This is a genomic window from Trueperella sp. LYQ141, assembly GCF_046599555.1.
GTDB lineage: Bacteria > Actinomycetota > Actinomycetes > Actinomycetales > Actinomycetaceae > Trueperella.
The window spans coordinates 33,570-51,796 of the sequence record NZ_JBKIWQ010000004.1 but is presented as its reverse complement, the minus strand read 5'-3'; the positions used below and the strand labels follow the sequence as shown (position 1 = coordinate 51,796).

Sequence of the window (18,227 nt, the reverse complement as noted above, 5' to 3'; positions counted from 1 at the left end):
GGAACGATACACAAATTTCTGTCAATGGAGATCAGAGATGCCTACTATTTTCATGGAAAAAGATAAGTGGGAGCAGACCTTAGGGGCGGGACCGCTCCTCGGTATTGCGGCTGTCGCAATTGCTGTTATCCTGCTTGCGGTTATTGTGCTAAAACTGCACGCGTTCTTGACTCTTATCGTGGTTAGCCTCGTGACGGCGATTGCGGCCGGTATTCCCGCGAATGACTTACTTCCGACGCTAACTAGCGGATTCTCCTCAACTCTTGGATCGGTTGCGCTCCTCGTCGGTTTAGGTGCCATGCTCGGAAAACTCGTCGAAGCCTCCGGAGGAGCAAAAGTTCTTGCTGACGCTATGGTGCGAGCCTTCGGTGAACATCGTGCCCCGATCGCCTTGGGAATTGCCTCGCTCTTGATGGGCTTCCCCATCTTCTTCGATGCCGGCCTCATCGTCATGCTGCCAGTGATCTTCGCTGTTGGTCAGCGCCTGAAGGGAAATATCTTGGTGTACGCCATCCCGGCAGCAGCAGCCTTCTCCGTCATGCATATTTTCGTTCCACCGCACCCCGGTCCAGTTGGTGCTGGCGCCCTCATCGGCGCAAATATGGGTCTGATTATGCTCGTCGGCCTGATCGTGGCCATCCCGACCTTCTACGTCTCCGGCGTGTTGTGGGGGCGCTACATCGCCAAACGATGCAATGTTGAAATGCCTAAGCTCTTTGGAACGATGTCTGATAAAGAGCTCCCATCGCGTCTGCCAAGCGTCGGGCTCGTCATCGCCATGCTCGTCCTGCCGGCACTGCTCGTATTCTTTAACACGGGCCTGAACATGATGGTGCAATCCGGTGTTATTGCTGGTCATGAGGTTGATCCTGTGAAGCACACGATGGAAGCGAACTCCTCTATCGTTCGAGGACTACTGCAAATCGGCCAGACCCCAATCGCGCTGCTCCTGTCCGTACTCGTCGCCATTTTGACCCTCGGCTCATTCGTTGCCCGCGACCGCGGCAAGATCGAAGCCGTCATGGATTCAGCACTTGGGCCAGTGTGCTCAGTTATCTTGATTACCGGCGCTGGTGGCATGTTCGGTGGTGTACTGCGCACCTCGGGTATCGGCGACGCGCTGTCAGAGACGATGAAACACCTTGGTATCCCACTGCTGCTGGCAACCTATCTCGTCTCCGTTGCACTGCGATTGGCCCAAGGCTCAGCCACGGTTGCCCTGCTAACCTCAACAGCTCTTATGGCAGATGCGGTAGCGGCAGCCAATATGTCCACCTTAGGGGTGGTCTGTATCGTTTTGGCAGCCTCCGCTGGCTCAGTCTTTGCCTCCCACGTCAACGATTCAGGCTTCTGGCTCGTGGGGCGCTTGATGGGCATGGACGTCAAGACCACGCTGAAGGTGTGGACCTCACAGCAAGCGATCGAATCACTGCTCGGTTTCGCGCTCGTTTCTATTGTCTACATCTTCGCGTAACGCACTCTCGGGGTGCGGCGATAATTGGCGCGCCGCACCCCGAGTAGGCCCAGTGGCGTGACCGAGCCAGAGTGGGAGGATTATCTCGGCTCAATCACGCCACTGGATGCGCCGACGTCATAACGTCGGCGCATCTGGGGCACATCTAGGGCGCACACGCCCCGTTACACGCCGACACTTTTGACGTATTTGCGGCCTGATAAGGCCAGATGAAAGGACGAAACATGGATACCTCGGTTCAGCACATCGTGCTGATGGGTGTATGTGGCTCGGGAAAGACGACAGTGGCCGGTATTCTATCGGACCGGCTCGGATGGCAGATCGCTGAAGCGGATGACTTTCACCCGCAAGCAAATGTCGAAAAGATGGCCTCAGGTACACCCCTGACTGATGAAGACCGCTGGCCCTGGCTGGAATGTCTGCGCGAATGGATGAATGAACGAGCAGCAGCCGGCGAACCGGCTATCATCACCTGTTCCGCGCTCAAGCGTTCCTACCGCGATATTTTGCGTCAAGCTCACGCCCATGTGATGTTCGTACATCTTGACGGACCGCGTGAACTACTAGCTCAGCGAATGGCAGCGCGAACCGATCACTTTATGCCGCCAGCTTTGCTAGATTCACAGCTAGCCACCTTAGAACCGCTGGCAGATAATGAAGACGGCTATGTCATTGATATTGGTCCGACTCCATCGGAGATTGCCACCGAGATCATGAATACCTTGCCCTTAGGCGATGAGGAGGAGCCGACGCGTGAGCCGGCGCGTGATATTGAACCAGTAGCCGATATTGCTGTCTACGGGTTAGGAGTGATGGGGACCTCCCTAGCTCGTAACTTTGCGCGTCATGGGCTGACGGTTGCCGTATATAACGTTGAACACGACGTGACGCAGGCCTTTATGGAAAAGTACTGCGATGAGGGGCACTTTGTTCCGACGTTCTCCGAAAACGAACTAGCTGCTGTGCTTAAGACCCCACGAGTCGCGGCTTTGATGGTGACCGCAGGAGCGGTTACGGATCTGGTAATTGACCAGTTATCCAGCGTCTTTGACCGAGGCGATATTATCATCGACCACGGCAATTCGTTCTTTGCCGATACGCGCCGACGTGAAGCGCGGTTGCGAGAAATCGGTATGCATTTCGTCGGGTGCGGCACCTCCGGGGGTGAAGAGGGCGCGCTACATGGTCCGTCGTTAATGGTTGGCGGCTCGGAGGAAGCCTATCGTCGCCTTGAACCAATGCTGACGGCTATCGCAGCACAAGCCCCCGATGGTTCTCCGTGTTGCGCACATGTTGGTTCTGATGGGGCCGGGCATTTCGTCAAGATGGTCCACAACGGAATCGAATATGCCGATATGCAGATTATTGCGGAATCCTACGCCTTGCTGCGCAGCGCGGGTATGGAACCGGCGCAGATTGGTCAGGTCTTTGAGCAGTGGAATGACGGGGAGTTGTCGTCATATCTGGTGGATATTACCGCCCAGATCCTCCAGCACACAGATGAGCGCACCGGCAAAGCTTTTGTGGATATTGTCTGCGATCAGGCGGGGCAAAAGGGAACGGGGGCGTGGACCTCACAGCAGGCTATCGAGCTGGGAGTGCCGGCAACAGGTATTTGCGATGCGACCTTTGCGCGGATGATTTCTGGGAATATCGATCACCGTCAGGCCGTCCAAAATGCTCTGGGGCAGCCATCAGATCAGCCAGTAACGGATCACCAGGCGCTCGTTGACGATGTACGTCGGGCTATGTTGGCGGCCAAGATTGTGGCGTATGCGCAAGGCATTGATGTTATTCGTGCAGCAGCGCAAACCTACGGATGGCATATTGATATTGCGCGTGTTGCCGAGATCTGGCGAGCCGGATGTATTATCCGAGCTGCGTTCCTTGATGATGTGGCGCAGGCATATCGGGATAATCCCCAGTTATATACGCTTGTCGTTGCTCCGCATTTTACGCGAGCACTGACGCAGGGGATGGAATCCTGGCAGCGGGTATTAACACATGCTGTGGACGTCGCCGTGCCTATGCCGGTGTTATCCTCAACCTGGCATTATTTGCAGGCCTTGCGCACGCCCACCTTATCTACCTCCTTAATTCAAGGGCAGCGTGACTTCTTCGGGGCTCATACGTACCGGCGTGTGGATGATTCCGGAGTATTCCATACGCTGTGGGCACAGGACGGACGAGAAGAAGTCCGACGTTCCTAATTGAAATCGGCACGGCTGGCATGCCGTAGCGATATGAGATGAGGGGGTCTGCTAGCAGACCCCCTCATAGCGGGTATGTAGTTAATGTGCCCGTATGCTCGCTACAGCAACGGTAAGTGCAGCACTGTTTACTGTTCGGTTGCTCCCGTCAGATCAACGAGGACTTTACCGGACTGTTCGGAATCTTTGGCGATATGGAAGGCGCTGACTGCGTCGGCGATGTCAATAGTGTGGGTGACGACAGCGTCACGAATGTGATCGCCGGCCGGGCCAGCAAGAATCTCAATAGCTCGATCAATCTCGTCATCAAATCGAAACGCGCCGCGGATTTGTGCCTCTTTGGAGAGCATTGCCGACATATTAATTGGCTTATCTCCGGCAGAGAACATGCCAATTTGACCGATGACACCAGCCTTGCGTAGGGCAGGAATACAACTGTTGAGGGCTGACGGAATGCCAGTACATTCTAAGATGACATCGAAATAATCAGCAGGGAGCTCTTCCTGCGCGACATTAACAGTGCGATCCGCACCCAGGCGTTCCGCTCGCTGTAACGGGCCAGAACGCAGATCCGTCGCCCATACCTCACCGGCACCACTTTCTTTGGCACCGGCAACTGCTAACAGCCCGATGGGCCCTGATCCAGAGACGAGGGCTTTCTTGCCATCAACCCCACCGGCAATGGCAATGCCATGCAATCCTACGGCTAAGGGTTCGGCAAGAGCTGCAGTGCGCAGAGATGTATCTGCAGGCAGCTCGCGAATCATGAAATCCTCCACGAGCAGGTAATCGCTCATTGCACCCTGGGTATGTGGCCATGTTGACGCCGAACCAAGGTATGAGCCGTTATTCCACAGGTGGCGTCCGTAGCGGGGATCTTCGGTGCCGAAGCGGGCTGGATGAACGGTAACCGGAGTGCCTACCGGATAGCGCCCAGAGGGATCGGCAGCGATAGTGCCTGACAATTCGTGACCAGGGATAAATGGCTCGCGCACAGTAAAATCGCCATTTGCGCCCTCGAAGTAGTAATGCAGATCTGAACCACAAATTCCCACATAAGCTACCCGCACAAGAACCTTGCCCTCGGCGGGAGTGGGGGTGGGGACATCGGTAACCTGAGCGTCTTGCGCGCCCTGAATGACAAATGCTCGCATGAGAGTCCTTTCCTAAAAGAAATTGCGCGTTAGACGACGGAGGTCATGCCGCCATCGACGAAGATATTTTGACCAGAAACAAAGCTTGAGGCATCTGAGGCAAGGTAGATTAATGTGCCGACGAGTTCGTCAAACTTGCCCCACCGCTGGGCGGGGGTGCGGTTGACGCACCACGCATTAAAATCGGGATCTTCCCAGAGGTTGCGGTTCATTTCTGTGGCGAAATATCCGGGGGAGATGCAGTTGACCTGGATATTGAATCGCGCAAGGTCTGCGGCCATTCCTCGGGTCAACATGGCAATACCGCCTTTTGAAGCGGAGTATGGGGCGATGGTCTGACGGGCCAACATGGATTGTACCGACCCGATATTGATGATTTTTCCCGAGCCGCGCTCAGCCATCGCTCGGGAAATTTGTTGAGAAACGTAGAACACGGAGGTCAAATTGGTGGCAATAACGTCATCCCAATCGTGGGGATCGAATTCATTAAATGGTGCACGCCGCTGGACGCCCGCATTATTTACTAAAATATCGGGCACTCCGTAAGAGGAAATGAGCTCTGCCACGCCAGCACGCACAGCATCTTTATCTGTCACATCGAAACTGACGATCTCAGCTTTGACGCCGTATGCCTCGATTTCCTGTTTCACCTCAGATAGGGCTTCGCGATCGCGACCATGCACAATGAGATTCGCTCCGTGTTGTGCTAACCCGATGGCTAAGGCACGGCCTAAACCGCGGGAAGAACCTGTAACGAATGCTGTTTTACCAGCAATATCGAATAGCGATGACATATTTCGCGCTCCTTGAAGATCGACGTTGATCGCCCTGGCGGGCATGGTCATATCTTATCCGGTTCTGCGGTGCTGAGGTTTCTCGTGGGCGTATTCCGCCTCAATTGCGGGGGCGTTATCTGCGTGGTCTGGCAGGCATGCGGGCTAACAAGGTGTGCAGTGGAAGGCGATGGCAGTTGCGCCTCTGAGGGCAGTGCCGCGGCACGTACTCAAGTGTGCCTGAGCTGCGGTATGCCGGTCGGTATCTGATGTGCCGGTGCCATATAAGGGCAGAACATTCCGGTTTTACGTGCCCACAGTTTTCTTGACATAGCTCAATACCCGACACATATCTGGGTGGCTGTCGAGTTTCTTGTGTGCGCATGCTGCCGTGCATGGGGGATCAGCACGAGAATTTCGTCGGTATCGAAAACCAATACTCACCAAAAGGGAAACGGCTTGCACCTCAAAGGAAAATAGCTCTGCGCTGTCGTGATTGTGCGTCAGAACTGATGCTAAATGGTAGTAAGTGGGCTCGCCCAATGCGGATACATAACTGCCGAGGCGTCATTACACGCCAGATAACGGATTCACGCGCTTTCTGCGAGGGAGGGAAAAGAACGCGAGGGAGAGGAGAAAAAGAAAAGGTAGTGACGGTTCGTGGTGAGGCTTCTCCAGCTACGAAGCTGCGCCGTGACCTAGTGACGGATCCGTTACGAAATCAATGAGTTCTTCCATCCGCCCAAGAAAGGCCGGTTCGAGATCGCGGTAATCTCGTACAGCTTCCTTCATCCTGGCCCAAGCCATACCAACATCTTCTGCATCCTTACAGGGCCAGCCGATACGCCGTAATGTTCCGAGCTTAAAATCTTCGGTGCGAGGAACATCAGGCCAGGCCTGTAGCCCTAGGCGTTGCGGTTTAATCGCATGCCAAATATCGACGTATGGATGCCCCAGGACGAGAACGCCAGGACGATTGCTGACCTGCCGGGCGATACGATCCTCTTTGGAGCCAGTTACCATGTGGTCAAGCATGATGCCGGCCCTGCGATTCCAACTGGGCTGAAAGACGTCCATAATAGCGGGGAGATTATCTGCGCCAAAGAGTTCCTCAATCATGATTCCCTCATAGGCTAAATCTGTTCCCCAAATGTAACTGACCAGATCTGCGTCATGTTTTCCCTCTACCCAGATTCGAGAGGGTTGCGCTACGCGGGCATCGAATTCGACGTGAAAAGATCCTGAGGCAGTGACCATGCGCGCTGGGGCAGAAACAGGCTGTGTAGGCGGAGGATCAAGGATGACGGGATGGCCTTCAATGAGGAAACCCGCACCGAGAGGGAATGATTTTCGGCGCAATGTGCGATCTTCCAATTCGACAAGCCACTGACCACTCACTTTGCGCACGGCCATCACCTCGCCGACGTAACCCGTCGTCGCATCTTCGACAACCATGCCGACTTCTGCCGGAAGATGCGTGGAAAGCGGCTGGCCAGAATCGCGGGCTAAAACGTCATTGCCGTAGCGATCAGAATAAGACGAGGTATGAGGCATAGCCAATAGCGTAACTGTGATATTGGGATTATTGGGGGACGCCGCGTAGAATTGGCACTCGGGTAGGGCGAGTGCTATCGCAGATAAACAGTGACCGCTGTGGTGCAAGCTGAGATAACGCTGGTAATACAGGTGGCTCGATATGTCAGCGGCGCGTTGTGGTTGATAGTGAGCTGCATGGCAAGCGAGCGCGAAAATCGCGAGCATAACTGGCATACCCAGCAGGAGATATACCGTCGGCACAAAGCGAAAGGAGCACGCATGTCGAACGAACGCCGGCAATTAGTGCTCAACGCGATTGTCGAAGATTATGTGAAAACTGGCGAACCAGTTGGCTCTCGTCGGGTAGTGGAACACTATAACGTGGGCGTTTCACCAGCAACAATCCGCAACGATATGGCGGCCTTGGAAGAAGAAGGCCTGATCGTTCAGCCTCACACATCGGCTGGGCGAGTGCCGACCGACGCGGGATACCGGCATTTTGTGGATTCGCTATCGGAGATCAAACCCTTATCCCGAGCCGAACGCGCTGCCATTGAGCGAATGTTATCCCAAGCTGTTGACCTCGATGACGTCATCGCGCGGGCAGTTCGGCTGTTGGCCTCAATCACCGATCAAATGGCGGTAGTGCAATACCCAGCTTTGCAACGAGCGGCTTTGCGCCATATCGAGATTGTGCACCTGCATGAACGGCGAATTTTGGTGGCAATCATTACTGATACTGGCCGCATCGAACAGCGGTTAGTAACGACAACAGCACGGCTATGTGAAGCGGATATTACCGCATTGCGTCAGGCCTTCAACGAAGAATTAACGAATCTTTCCGGCACGGAGCTACACGCCGGACTCGATCGAGCCTATGCTCGGGTAAATCCGGCATTACGTGAAGAAGCACAGATCATCGGATGGCATATAGAGCAGGCGATGCAGGCCGAATCAGAAGATCGCGTGATCGTGGCTGGCACGGCGAACCTCACGCGAAATAAGGAAGATTTTGAGCATACGATTTTCCCGATCCTCGACGCTATCGAAGAACACGTAATCCTCTTACGCATGTTGGCACATAAACATGCGGGATTGCATGTGGGCATTGGTCACGAGAACGAATCGGATGTCTTTGCGCAGACTTCTGTTGTGTCTACCGATTACGTCGGAGCAGATAACCAAACAGTTGCTCGGTTAGGCATAATTGGCCCGACGCGCATGGATTATCCGGCAACAATGTCCTCGGTATATGCCGTGGCAACCTACCTATCCCATGCATTAACTGACGGATAACCGCGCAGCACGGGGGAACAATAGCTGTAACAGTGGGCGTTGCGCGGCGGGAATGCACAGCGCTGGCACAAAATATGATGACGAAGAAAACGAGAACGAAGAACTGATCTGATAGGGACGACGTGGCAGATTTTTACGAGATTCTTGGGGTGTCGCGCAATGCGACGCAAGCGGAAATCAAAAAAGCCTACCGGAAGAAGGCGCGCGAGCTTCACCCTGATGAGGCCGGTGCCGAGTCTGCTGAACTCTTCAAAGAGGTCAATCGCGCCTACCAGGTGCTATCAGATGAGGAAAAACGGCAACGCTACGATCTCGGTGGGGAAGAAGCGATAGACGGGCACGGTTTTGCCGGTGGCGGATTTGCAGGCGGAGGATTTGGCTCGTACCAGGATATTTTCCAGACCTTTTTCGGGGGGAGTTCAGCGCGCGGTCCAGTTTCCCGCACCCGTCGCGGTTCGGATGCGCTCGTCGTCTTGGAATTAGAGCTTCGCGACGTGGTATTCGGCGCAAAAAAGACCCTCACACACGAGGGGATTGTGGAATGCCCAACCTGTCACGGGCAGATGACGGAGCCTGGCACCCAGCCCGTACCCTGCACAGATTGCGGGGGAACGGGTAGCGTCTCTCGGGTTACCCACTCGATTATCGGGGAGGTGCTCGCACAGAGCACCTGTGGGCGGTGTCAAGGCTACGGGACGGTCATCGTCACCCCGTGTTCCGAATGTTCGGGTGAGGGTCGTATTCGAGCCACCCAGTCGCTGAGCGTCTCGGTGCCTGCGGGAGTGGAAGACGGTATGCGGATTCGCTTGCCTGGACGCGGTGATGCCGGATTAGCTGGTGGTCCGGCCGGCGATCTCTTTGCTGAGGTTCGCGTACACAAAGATCCAGTATTCACACGGGTTGGAGATGATCTGCGCTGCTTGTGTGAGATCCCCATGAGTGCGGCGGCTTTGGGCACGAGTTTAACAATCGACACCTTGGACGGACCGACACAACTGCATATCGCTGCAGGGACGCAGTCTGGTTCTGTGGAAACTATCCGCGGATACGGAGTCGGCAAGCTACACCGCTCTACCCGTGGTGATCTACAAGTACATATTCAGGTGCGTACGCCGGATAAGCTGGACGCTCGCCAACGCGAATTGCTGAACGAGCTGGCGGAATTGCGCGGTGAACACACTGATGATGTGGGCGGTTTGGTCAGCGAGCCGCAGTCCGTCTTTGCGCGGTTGAAGGACCGCTTCACTGGTCGATGACCCGCCCGGTATATCTCGATCCGAACCTGCCGGTGTGTTCGCCCGGTCATACCTACACGCTCACGGGTGCGGAGGCACATCATGCGGCAACCGTCCGAAGAACTCGCAGTGGGGAAGAGATTGACGTTGTGGATGGGGATGGGGGCCGTCTGACCCTTCAGGTAAGCGCGGTTGCGCCGCATGAAGTGAGCGGAGTGGTGCTCGAATACCGGCAGGATACGGCTCATAGCCCGAAGATCACTGTGGTACAAGCCCTTGCCAAAGGTGGGCGTGACGAGCAGGCAGTACAGATGTGTACGGAATTTGGCGCTGATGCGTTCCGCCCTTGGGCTGCAATGCGCTCCATTGTGCAATGGAAGGGGAGCAAAGCGATAAAAGGGCAGGAACGTTGGCAGGCTATTGCGCAAGCAGCAGCGAAACAGTCCAGGCGTTCTTACCTCCCTCATGTTGATCCGGTGATGACGAGTAAAGAGCTGGCTCGCTGGATTGCCGATATTCGTGCGCAATCCTCCGATACGGCCATCTATGTGTGCCACGAGTCAGCCTGTGAGCATTTAACGTCAGTGATAGATCGCGCTGCTGAGCACATTGTTCTCATTATTGGCCCCGAAGGGGGAATCAGTGACGATGAATGTGCATTGCTGATGGATTCGGGTGCTCAGTGCGTCTTGCTTGGGGAACACGTCCTGCGATCGGCAACGGCTGGCGCGTGGGCATGCGCTGTGTTGCGGGCACAAGTTCGATAGGCTTAGCGTGATGCAAACGACGTTAACTGTTCCTGATCGTATTCCGATGATTAACTTGCTGGGGCACCGCGATGAGGTGCTTCGGGCTTTAGAGAAAGGGCTTGCTCCCACCGATATTCACGTGCGCGGGCGAGAGATTACGCTTACGGGTGAGGGTGCAGATTTGGATGTTGCTGCCGATCTCATCAGCGAACTCGTCGCGGTTGCCGGTGCGGGGGAGCATTTAACTGTCGATGCGGTAGAACGGGCATTGACGATTGTGCGTTCTGGTTTGGCCCGCCCGACGGATTTACTCAGCGCTGATATTGTGACGAACCGTGGGAAAACGATTCGCCCGAAAACGCTCGGTCAAAAGGCATATGTGGATGCAATCGATACCAATACGATTGTCTTTGGAATTGGTCCGGCTGGTACGGGTAAAACTTATTTGGCGATGGCTAAAGCAGTTGTCGCGTTACAACGTCAAGAAGTTTCCCGGATTATCCTGACTCGTCCGGTCGTGGAAGCAGGGGAATCTCTCGGATATTTGCCCGGATCGTTAACCGACAAGGTTGATCCGTACATGCGCCCGTTGTATGACGCGCTGTACGACATGGTTGACCCCGATATGATCCTCAAGCTACTTGCGGCCGGCACGATTGAGGTGGCCCCTTTGGCATACATGCGGGGTCGAACACTCAACAATGCTTTTATTATTTTGGATGAAGCCCAAAATACGACGCCTGAGCAGCTAAAAATGTTTCTGACTCGTTTGGGCTATCAGTCGAAGATGATTGTCACTGGGGATCTAACACAGGTTGATCTGCCTCGTTCTGCCACGTCAGGCTTGCGGTTGATTCGGCATATCTTGCGCGATGTGGATGATATTTCTTTTGTGGAGCTCGGTTCGGCTGATGTTGTTCGGCATCGCTTAGTTGCTGACATTATTGATGCGTACGCGCGCTACGAGGCACAGGAGTAGTCATGATTGAAGTCAACGACGAATCAGGCTTTGAGCCAGCAGTCGAGGTTCGCGAAGTCTCTGAGCTGGCGAGCTGGGTGCTTGCAGAGATGCGGATTCACCCGCAGGCGGATTTATGCATCTTGTTAGTTGACGAGGAAACAATGGCGGATCTGCACATGCAGTGGATGGATTTGCCTGGTCCGACGGATGTGCTCTCTTTCCCAATGGATGAGCTACGCCCTACTCCCATTGGGATGGATCCTAAGCCCGGTATGCTCGGAGATATTGCGGTATGCCCAGCGGTGGCTGCCCGTCAGGCCGTGCGCTCTGGCCATGCCACGATGGAAGAGATCCTGCTACTCGTTACGCACGGGATTTTGCACCTCCTGGGGTATGACCACGTTGAAGAGGAGGAAAAGACTCAGATGTTTGACTTACAGCGCCGATTATTGCTGACCTTCTTAGCGCGTAAACCGCGTCCGGAAGGCTCTGGCGATATCGATGATATTGCTCCAACGGTGGATGATGAATGATTGAATCAGAAGCTCCCCTTGCCCTTGTTATTTGTGTGACGGTACTGGCCCTCGTCGGGACGGAAATAACGGCACTAATTTTGCAGGCATTAAATGCTATTACGCGGCCACGGGTTCGTCATGCCGTTGATCTAGGGATGGCGGGGCGTTATTTGGCTCGGATTTATGAGCGGCGGGCGGCTGCGTATGCAGCAGTTTCGGTATTGCGAACGCTGTGTATCGTCATCCTCGGTACTGGAGTATTGGTCTTGATTTCAGACTATATCCATCGGGCATGGCTTGTTTGGCCACTGGCTATTGGGCTGACGATTGCTATTCTCGTTACCATCGCGCTTGTTCTGCCAGCTCATATCGGTTCCAAACATCCGGTGCGGACCTTGCGGCTATCGGGTCGCATGGTCTGGATGCTCACCCGTATTGGCTCGCTATTTGTTGAACACAGCGAACCCGATGATGAAGAAGAGCGGGAAAATCTGCATGAGGACGAATTGAAAGTCATGGTGGAGCGCGTGTCGGAATCTGACGCGCTTGACGACGACGAGCGCTCTATGTTGCAGTCCGTATTTGAGTTATCAGAGACGATTGTGCGTGAGGTGATGGTGCCGCGCACGGATATGATTAGCATTGCTGCTGATCAGCCGCTAGATAAGGCGATTTCGCTATTTAGCCGTTCTGGATATTCACGTATTCCCGTCATTGGTGAATCAAGTGACGATCTGCTTGGCGTTGTTTATCTCAAGGACGCTATTCGTCGGATTCATCGTCGGACGGATACTGAGGGCGTGACGGTGGCAGATATTATGCGTGAGCCACAGTTTGTTCCCGAGACGATGCTGGCCGACAACCTTTTAGAGTTCATGCAGGCAAATTCCAACCACATTGCCTTTGCGGTGGATGAGTACGGCGGGATTGCTGGGTTAGTTACGATTGAGGACGTGCTGGAAGAACTGGTCGGCGAGATGGTAGATGAGCATGATCGGGCGCTTCCGGAAGTCGATGAGATTGAACCGGGGGTCTATCGGATCCCTGCGCGAATGCCGCTTGATGAGCTGGCTGATCTATATGATATGGAAATCGACGATAATGACGTTGATACTGCGGGTGGGTTGTTTGCAAAGGCGCTAGGTCGAATCCCTATTAGCGGCTCACATACGGATGTGAGTGGCTTGGAGATGTCAGCGGAACGTTTTGAAGGACGACGCAAACGTTTGGCGACTATTATCGTGCGCCGACATTCACGAGAGGACGATACGGAACGTGAATAATGAGGTAACTGCTGAGGAAACGCTGGATCCGTTTGCTGCTCCTGAGGATTTTCGGGCGGGTTTTGTGGCGATTGTGGGTCGGCCTAACGCGGGAAAATCCACGTTGACGAACGCGGCAGTGGGAACGAAGATCGCCATTACTGCTGACCAGCCGGAAACAACTCGCCGAGCTATCCGTGGGGTTATTCAGCGCCCTGGCGGGCAGGTCGTCATTATTGACACCCCAGGTTTACATCGCCCGCGTACCTTACTCGGGGAACGTCTTAACGATATGGTCGGTGAAGCCCTCAGCGATGTGGACGCTGTTGTCATGTGCTTTCCGGCAGATGAAAAAATCGGCCCAGGTGATCGCTTTTTGCTGGAGCTCATTGCGAAGACGCGCGCCCCAATAATTGCCGCTATTACAAAGACGGATAAAGTCGCCCACAGCGCGATTGGCGATAAAATCATTGAGCTTACCCAGCTAGCTACCTTTGCTGATATTGTTCCGGTCAGTGCGGTGCGTGGTGTGCAGATTGACGATCTCGTCGAGGTGTTGATCTCGCATATGCCGCTCAGCCCGCCGTTATATCCGCGTGATACCGTCACTGATGAATCCACCGAAGAACGAATCGCAGAGCTTATTCGGGAAGCTGCCCTCGTCGGGGTACGCGAAGAACTCCCACATTCGATCGCCGTTGTGGTTGACGAAATGCTGTATGAAGAGCCAACCGAGAAATATCCTCACGGGCGGGTGGTCGTTCGCGCATTGCTGTATGTGGAGCGATCTTCGCAAAAAGGTATTGTGATTGGTAAGGGCGGATCGCGCCTGAAGCAGGTTGGGCGTAGCGCTCGTAAAAATATTGCACAGTTGCTCGGTCAGCCAGTTTATCTGGATATTTACGTCAAAGTGGCGAAGGAATGGCAGCGCGATCCTAAACTATTGGGCCGGTTAGGCTTCTAGGTGATATTGGCAGATATATCGGCCTGTAATCGCCTCGGAGCCTCTAGCGCGTGTCCGATAGCCTCTTTACATGTTTATTGGGGCGAGGCGCGTCAATAGGTACTGCGTGTTAGGCGAAAACTTTGTGCGCGTTTGCGGGCAGGAGAGCGCACGGTTGGATACGTGCGAGAATAAGATGCCGAGTATCGTTGGGCAGTGCTCGGCGGGTGCGAAAGAAAGAGAAGAAAATCAGGATTCGCAACGGGCTGTTCGCCATGTTCGATGTGTGGACGCTATCCCATGACGGCGCAGAGATAAGCTAGCCTAAAACCTATGACGCGCTATCTTCAGATCCTTAGCTGCCGCGGTGAGGCCCATAGCTGACACCCTCCCCGCGGGTTCGCTTCGTCGGCGTCGGCTAATGTGTCGTTGGATCGTAGTGGATAGGAAGATGAAGACGTGAAAACACAAGGAATCGGATCGCGGCAGTGCGCCTCCCCAATGCCTATAGCGAAGTACCGGCATTTTTTGGATGTCAATCCTGTATCGCTCCCGGATCGAACCTGGCCAAACAACCGGATCACCCGTGCGCCACGGTGGCTATCCACAGATCTGCGTGACGGTAATCAGGCGCTTATTGACCCCATGCAGCCAGCACAAAAGCGCGCAATGTTTGATCTGCTCGTTGAGCTGGGATTAAAAGAGATCGAGGTCGGATTTCCTGCGGCCTCTAAGGCGGATTACGATTTCGTTCGCTCGCTCGTGGCAGACGATGCGGTTCCTGATGATGTGACGATCTCGGTGCTTACGCAATCCCGTTCCGATATTATTCATCGCACGGTCGATGCTTTGCGCGGGTTGCCGCGTGCCACGGTCCATCTGTATAACGCGACGGCGCCCGTCTTTCGAAATGTTGTCTTTCAGGCAGATCGGGAAACGATTCGCCAGCTTGCTGTCAGCGGCGCTCAAGATGTGATCTCCTATATGGAGAAATGCTTTGACGAGGAAATCGTCGGTTTTGAATACTCGCCGGAAGTTTTTGTTGATACGGAGCTCGATTTTGCGCTTGAGGTGTGCGAATCCGTAATGGACGTGTGGGAGCCAGGGCCGGATCGGGAAATGATTTTGAATCTGCCCACCACTGTTGAACGTTGTACACCAAACGTCTATGCCGATCAGATCGAATGGATGTCGCGCAACCTATCTCGGCGCGAATATATTGTGCTCTCTGCACATAATCACAATGATCGCGGGACGGGCGTGGCCACCACAGAGTTAGCTATGCTCGCTGGTATTGATCGGGTGGAAGGCTGCCTATTTGGCCAAGGGGAGCGAACCGGGAACGTCGATCTATTGACGGTTGCGCTCAATTTGTTTTCCTCTGGTATTGATCCGCAGCTTGATTTGCGCCATCTGGATGAGATCCGAACGACGGTGGAGAAATGTACCGGAATGGCGGTGCCGGCTCGATGGCCCTACGGCGGAGATCTGGTCTACACCTCCTTTTCTGGTTCCCACCAGGACGCTATTAAAAAGGGATTCACGGCCCGAGCGCGGAATGTGGCCGCCGCCGGTGGGGACGAATCGGCAGTAGTGTGGGAGGTCCCGTATTTGCCGATTGATCCGAAAGACGTCGGGCGTACCTATGAAGCAATTGTGCGGGTCAACTCGCAATCGGGTAAGGGAGGCGTCGCCTATCTCTTGTCATCCACCCGTCATCTGGAGTTGCCGCGTCGCCTGCAGGTTGAGGTGTCTTCTTTGGTGCAACGCCATACCGATACTCAAGGTGGGGAAGTGACAGCGGAAGAGCTGTGGCGTATTTTTGCTGATGAATACTTGCCCTACACTGCAGCAACTGGATTGAGCCCTTGGGGGCGTTATGTCTTGCGCGGAACAACGGCGACCACCCATGATGAGGGGCATCACACGGTATTGACGGTCACCCTCACGGAACGAAACGCCGATGGATCTGCTGTGGATCGCACTATTGCCGCCACAGGTAATGGTCCGATTGATGCCTTCACTAGCGCCTTGGGCACCATTGGCATCGACGTGGATGTGCGCGATTATGCGGAACATGCCTTAGCAGAGGGCGGCGACGCAACGGCGGTTTCCTACGTTGAATGTGAAGTGGCTAATCAGGTCGTATGGGGAGTTGGAATTGACCCTTCCACGATGACTGCGTCATTCAAAGCAATTATCTCGGCGGTCAATCGGGCCTTGCGTTAAACAATACCCGCCGGTGCGCCTCTATACGGGCAAAGCAGGAGCGCTGGCGTGTAGGAGTTCTTGCCCGCGTTAAGCAGGCAGGGTAATGGGGCGATAGCAGTAGATAGGGCTGTAGATCGCTGATACAGGCAGACGGATACGTCCATCTTGAAGCCGCGTACATTTATGGTTATCCCCGTCTATCGCTATCTGCGTGATTGATAGTAGCGAGGGGTAAGGGCACGCCATGCTAGTGGGAGGCATAGATGGGTGAGGCACACCATCGCCCAATTCCCTGTTTATATGCTGGACTTTGCCAGAATACGGAATGTGAAGACCTACCGAGATAGAGCTATTGTGCTGCGGAGTTTCGATCTGGGAGAAGCAGATCGAATCATCACGATGCTCACCCGCGATAACGGGAAGGTCCGAGCTGTCGCCAAGGGCGTCCGGAAAACAAAATCGCGTTTTGGCGCTCGCGTTGAGCCCTTTAGTGTCATCGATATTCAGCTATATCATGGTCGTTCGCTCGATATTGTCAGCCAAGTGGAATCCGTCAACACCTATGGGCGCTACCTGGTGGCGAACTACGAGCGCTTCACTGCGGCAACGGCCATGCTTGACGTCGCAGATCGGCTCACCGGCGAAGATCCCGATCCGGAGCAATTTGATTTGTTGCATGGCGCGATTCATGCGGCAGCAGTGGGCGCACATCTGCCAGATATTACACTCAACTCATATATGCTGCGCTCAATGGCGATTTCTGGCTGGCAGTTAGCGATTTTTGAATGTGCGCGATGTGGTCTTCCAGGTCCGCATCAGGCATTACATGTTCCCTCAGGTGGTGCAGTATGTGATCAGTGCCGCCCAGCCGGTGCGATGTTGCCTTCCGTTGAAACCTGGCAGTTGCTTGGCGCATTGCAGGAAGGGGATTGGGCAATTGCTGATCGTTCCAGCTCGTCAGCACGGCGAGCAGCTCAGGGGATAGTGGCAGCTTTCGTCCAATGGCATGTCGAAAGCACGGTAAAATCACTACGACACGTTCAGATGGCCCAGGAGAAGTGATGGACGCACCTAAAGATCACGGAGTACGCCACCTGGCGATTGTCATGGATGGTAATGGCCGATGGGCTAATGCCCGTGGATTACCACGAACGGAAGGGCATCGGGCAGGAGAGCGCTCCTTTATGGATGTGGTCGCTGGCGCGGTGGAGGCCGGTATTGAAGTGCTCTCGGTCTATGCCTTTTCCACTGAGAACTGGCGGCGTTCCCCGCGCGAGGTTGCTTTTTTAATGGCATACTCTCGCGATGTCATACACCGTCGGCGAGAAGAATTAAAGGAGATGGGAGTCAAGATTATCTGGTCTGGGCGCCACGCGAGATTGTGGCGATCAGTTGTCAATGAGCTACTTGATGCCCGACGAGCAACTGCGGATAACACCCGTCTAACAGTAAATTTATGCGTTAACTATGGCGGCCGTGCAGAGATTGCCGACGCGATGTCCCGTATCGCGCACGATGTTGCCGCTGGTCAGATCGCACCAGAGCGTATTACCGAAGATCTTGTTGCGAGTTACCTTTATCATCCACAGTTGCCAGATGTGGATCTTTTCATTCGCACGGGCGGCGAACAGCGAATCTCGAATTTTTTGATCTGGCAATCCTCCTATGCCGAGTTCATGTTTGTCGATCAGCCCTGGCCGGATTTCACCCGAAATGACCTATGGGAGTGTCTGCGCCGATATGGACATCGGGATCGAAGATTCGGGGCGGCTTGCGATACGGTGCTCGGTGAGGAGTAGCTACCTGCCTTAATAGAGGCGGCTATGGGATCTCCCAGCGGTATGGAATAGTAACGACGCAGCTTATCGGTACATGCCACCGAGCACAGCCCGCATGATCTGAGCCTTT

The 18,227-nt window shown here is 54.6% G+C and carries 15 protein-coding genes; 12 read left to right on the top strand and 3 right to left on the bottom strand.

The annotated features are described in order from the left end of the window. Positions 1 to 37 precede the first annotated feature (37 nt). Together ACLHIJ_RS03955 and gndA are read left to right on the top strand one after the other, a co-directional pair. Entirely contained in the window at positions 38 to 1,474 is a 1,437-nt protein-coding gene (locus ACLHIJ_RS03955; RefSeq protein ID WP_411297045.1) for a GntP family permease, read from the top strand. Between the two features lie 224 nt (positions 1,475 to 1,698). Then, positions 1,699 to 3,684 (top strand): NADP-dependent phosphogluconate dehydrogenase, encoded by a 1,986-nt coding sequence (gene gndA / locus ACLHIJ_RS03950; RefSeq protein ID WP_411298516.1) that lies wholly within the window; start codon positions 1,699 to 1,701, stop codon positions 3,682 to 3,684. A 128-nt stretch (positions 3,685 to 3,812) separates the two neighbouring features. On the opposite strand, the gene ACLHIJ_RS03945 is transcribed toward gndA, so the two are convergent. The 3 genes from ACLHIJ_RS03945 to ACLHIJ_RS03935 all read right to left on the bottom strand — a co-directional run bounded on the left by ACLHIJ_RS03945 (position 3,813) and on the right by ACLHIJ_RS03935 (position 7,381). Next, positions 3,813 to 4,838, bottom strand: a complete 1,026-nt coding sequence (locus ACLHIJ_RS03945) for an L-idonate 5-dehydrogenase (RefSeq protein ID WP_411298515.1) — start codon at positions 4,836 to 4,838, stop codon at positions 3,813 to 3,815. Between the two features lie 29 nt (positions 4,839 to 4,867). After that, positions 4,868 to 5,632 carry a glucose 1-dehydrogenase gene (locus ACLHIJ_RS03940; protein ID WP_411297048.1) on the bottom strand — a complete coding sequence of 255 codons (765 nt, stop codon included), beginning with the start codon at positions 5,630 to 5,632 and terminating at the stop codon, positions 4,868 to 4,870. Between the two features lie 657 nt (positions 5,633 to 6,289). Continuing rightward, a complete protein-coding gene (locus tag ACLHIJ_RS03935; protein ID WP_411298514.1) occupies positions 6,290 to 7,381 on the bottom strand; it encodes a DUF3097 family protein in 1,092 nt (363 codons plus the stop codon). A gap of 45 nt (positions 7,382 to 7,426) precedes the next feature. Here ACLHIJ_RS03935 and hrcA point away from each other — a divergent pair, with 45 nt between their 5' ends. The 10 genes from hrcA to uppS all read left to right on the top strand — a co-directional run bounded on the left by hrcA (position 7,427) and on the right by uppS (position 18,118). Further along, a complete protein-coding gene (gene hrcA, locus ACLHIJ_RS03930; protein ID WP_411297050.1) occupies positions 7,427 to 8,443 on the top strand; it encodes a heat-inducible transcriptional repressor HrcA in 1,017 nt (338 codons plus the stop codon). Between the two features lie 122 nt (positions 8,444 to 8,565). After that, positions 8,566 to 9,699 carry a molecular chaperone DnaJ gene (gene dnaJ, locus ACLHIJ_RS03925; protein ID WP_411297051.1) on the top strand — a complete coding sequence of 378 codons (1,134 nt, stop codon included), beginning with the start codon at positions 8,566 to 8,568 and terminating at the stop codon, positions 9,697 to 9,699. After that, on the top strand, positions 9,696 to 10,445 hold the full coding sequence (locus ACLHIJ_RS03920; RefSeq protein WP_411298513.1) for a 16S rRNA (uracil(1498)-N(3))-methyltransferase: 750 nt from the start codon (positions 9,696 to 9,698) through the stop codon (positions 10,443 to 10,445). Before dnaJ ends, ACLHIJ_RS03920 begins: the two co-directional genes overlap by 4 nt. Positions 10,446 to 10,455: 10 nt before the next feature. Then, positions 10,456 to 11,406 carry a PhoH family protein gene (locus ACLHIJ_RS03915; protein ID WP_411297053.1) on the top strand — a complete coding sequence of 317 codons (951 nt, stop codon included), beginning with the start codon at positions 10,456 to 10,458 and terminating at the stop codon, positions 11,404 to 11,406. A 2-nt stretch (positions 11,407 to 11,408) separates the two neighbouring features. Next, a complete protein-coding gene (gene ybeY, locus ACLHIJ_RS03910; RefSeq protein ID WP_411297054.1) occupies positions 11,409 to 11,921 on the top strand; it encodes an rRNA maturation RNase YbeY in 513 nt (170 codons plus the stop codon). Further along, positions 11,918 to 13,186: a hemolysin family protein gene (locus ACLHIJ_RS03905; protein ID WP_411298512.1), complete on the top strand. Its 1,269-nt coding sequence runs from the start codon at positions 11,918 to 11,920 to the stop codon at positions 13,184 to 13,186. The genes ybeY and ACLHIJ_RS03905 overlap by 4 nt, the downstream gene beginning before the upstream one ends. After that, entirely contained in the window at positions 13,179 to 14,129 is a 951-nt protein-coding gene (gene era / locus ACLHIJ_RS03900; RefSeq protein ID WP_411298511.1) for a GTPase Era, read from the top strand. Before ACLHIJ_RS03905 ends, era begins: the two co-directional genes overlap by 8 nt. A 480-nt stretch (positions 14,130 to 14,609) precedes the next feature. Then, positions 14,610 to 16,337: a 2-isopropylmalate synthase gene (gene leuA / locus ACLHIJ_RS03895; protein WP_411297090.1), complete on the top strand. Its 1,728-nt coding sequence runs from the start codon at positions 14,610 to 14,612 to the stop codon at positions 16,335 to 16,337. A gap of 309 nt (positions 16,338 to 16,646) precedes the next feature. Further along, positions 16,647 to 17,381 carry a DNA repair protein RecO gene (gene recO, locus ACLHIJ_RS03890; RefSeq protein WP_411297058.1) on the top strand — a complete coding sequence of 245 codons (735 nt, stop codon included), beginning with the start codon at positions 16,647 to 16,649 and terminating at the stop codon, positions 17,379 to 17,381. Beyond that, positions 17,381 to 18,118 (top strand): polyprenyl diphosphate synthase, encoded by a 738-nt coding sequence (gene uppS, locus ACLHIJ_RS03885; RefSeq protein WP_411297059.1) that lies wholly within the window; start codon positions 17,381 to 17,383, stop codon positions 18,116 to 18,118. Before recO ends, uppS begins: the two co-directional genes overlap by 1 nt. The last annotated feature ends 109 nt before the right edge of the window (positions 18,119 to 18,227 follow it).

Coding starts and splice junctions, on each gene's coding strand:
- leuA (WP_411297090.1), top strand. CDS start 14,610: ATGCCTATAGCGAAGTACCGGCATTTTTTGGATGTCAATCCTGTATCG.
- ACLHIJ_RS03945 (WP_411298515.1), bottom strand. CDS start 4,838: ATGCGAGCATTTGTCATTCAGGGCGCGCAAGACGCTCAGGTTACCGAT.
- ACLHIJ_RS03955 (WP_411297045.1), top strand. CDS start 38: ATGCCTACTATTTTCATGGAAAAAGATAAGTGGGAGCAGACCTTAGGG.
- ACLHIJ_RS03940 (WP_411297048.1), bottom strand. CDS start 5,632: ATGTCATCGCTATTCGATATTGCTGGTAAAACAGCATTCGTTACAGGT.
- ACLHIJ_RS03935 (WP_411298514.1), bottom strand. CDS start 7,381: ATGCCAGTTATGCTCGCGATTTTCGCGCTCGCTTGCCATGCAGCTCAC.
- uppS (WP_411297059.1), top strand. CDS start 17,381: ATGGACGCACCTAAAGATCACGGAGTACGCCACCTGGCGATTGTCATG.
- ybeY (WP_411297054.1), top strand. CDS start 11,409: ATGATTGAAGTCAACGACGAATCAGGCTTTGAGCCAGCAGTCGAGGTT.
- gndA (WP_411298516.1), top strand. CDS start 1,699: ATGGATACCTCGGTTCAGCACATCGTGCTGATGGGTGTATGTGGCTCG.
- hrcA (WP_411297050.1), top strand. CDS start 7,427: ATGTCGAACGAACGCCGGCAATTAGTGCTCAACGCGATTGTCGAAGAT.
- ACLHIJ_RS03920 (WP_411298513.1), top strand. CDS start 9,696: ATGACCCGCCCGGTATATCTCGATCCGAACCTGCCGGTGTGTTCGCCC.
- ACLHIJ_RS03905 (WP_411298512.1), top strand. CDS start 11,918: ATGATTGAATCAGAAGCTCCCCTTGCCCTTGTTATTTGTGTGACGGTA.
- ACLHIJ_RS03915 (WP_411297053.1), top strand. CDS start 10,456: ATGCAAACGACGTTAACTGTTCCTGATCGTATTCCGATGATTAACTTG.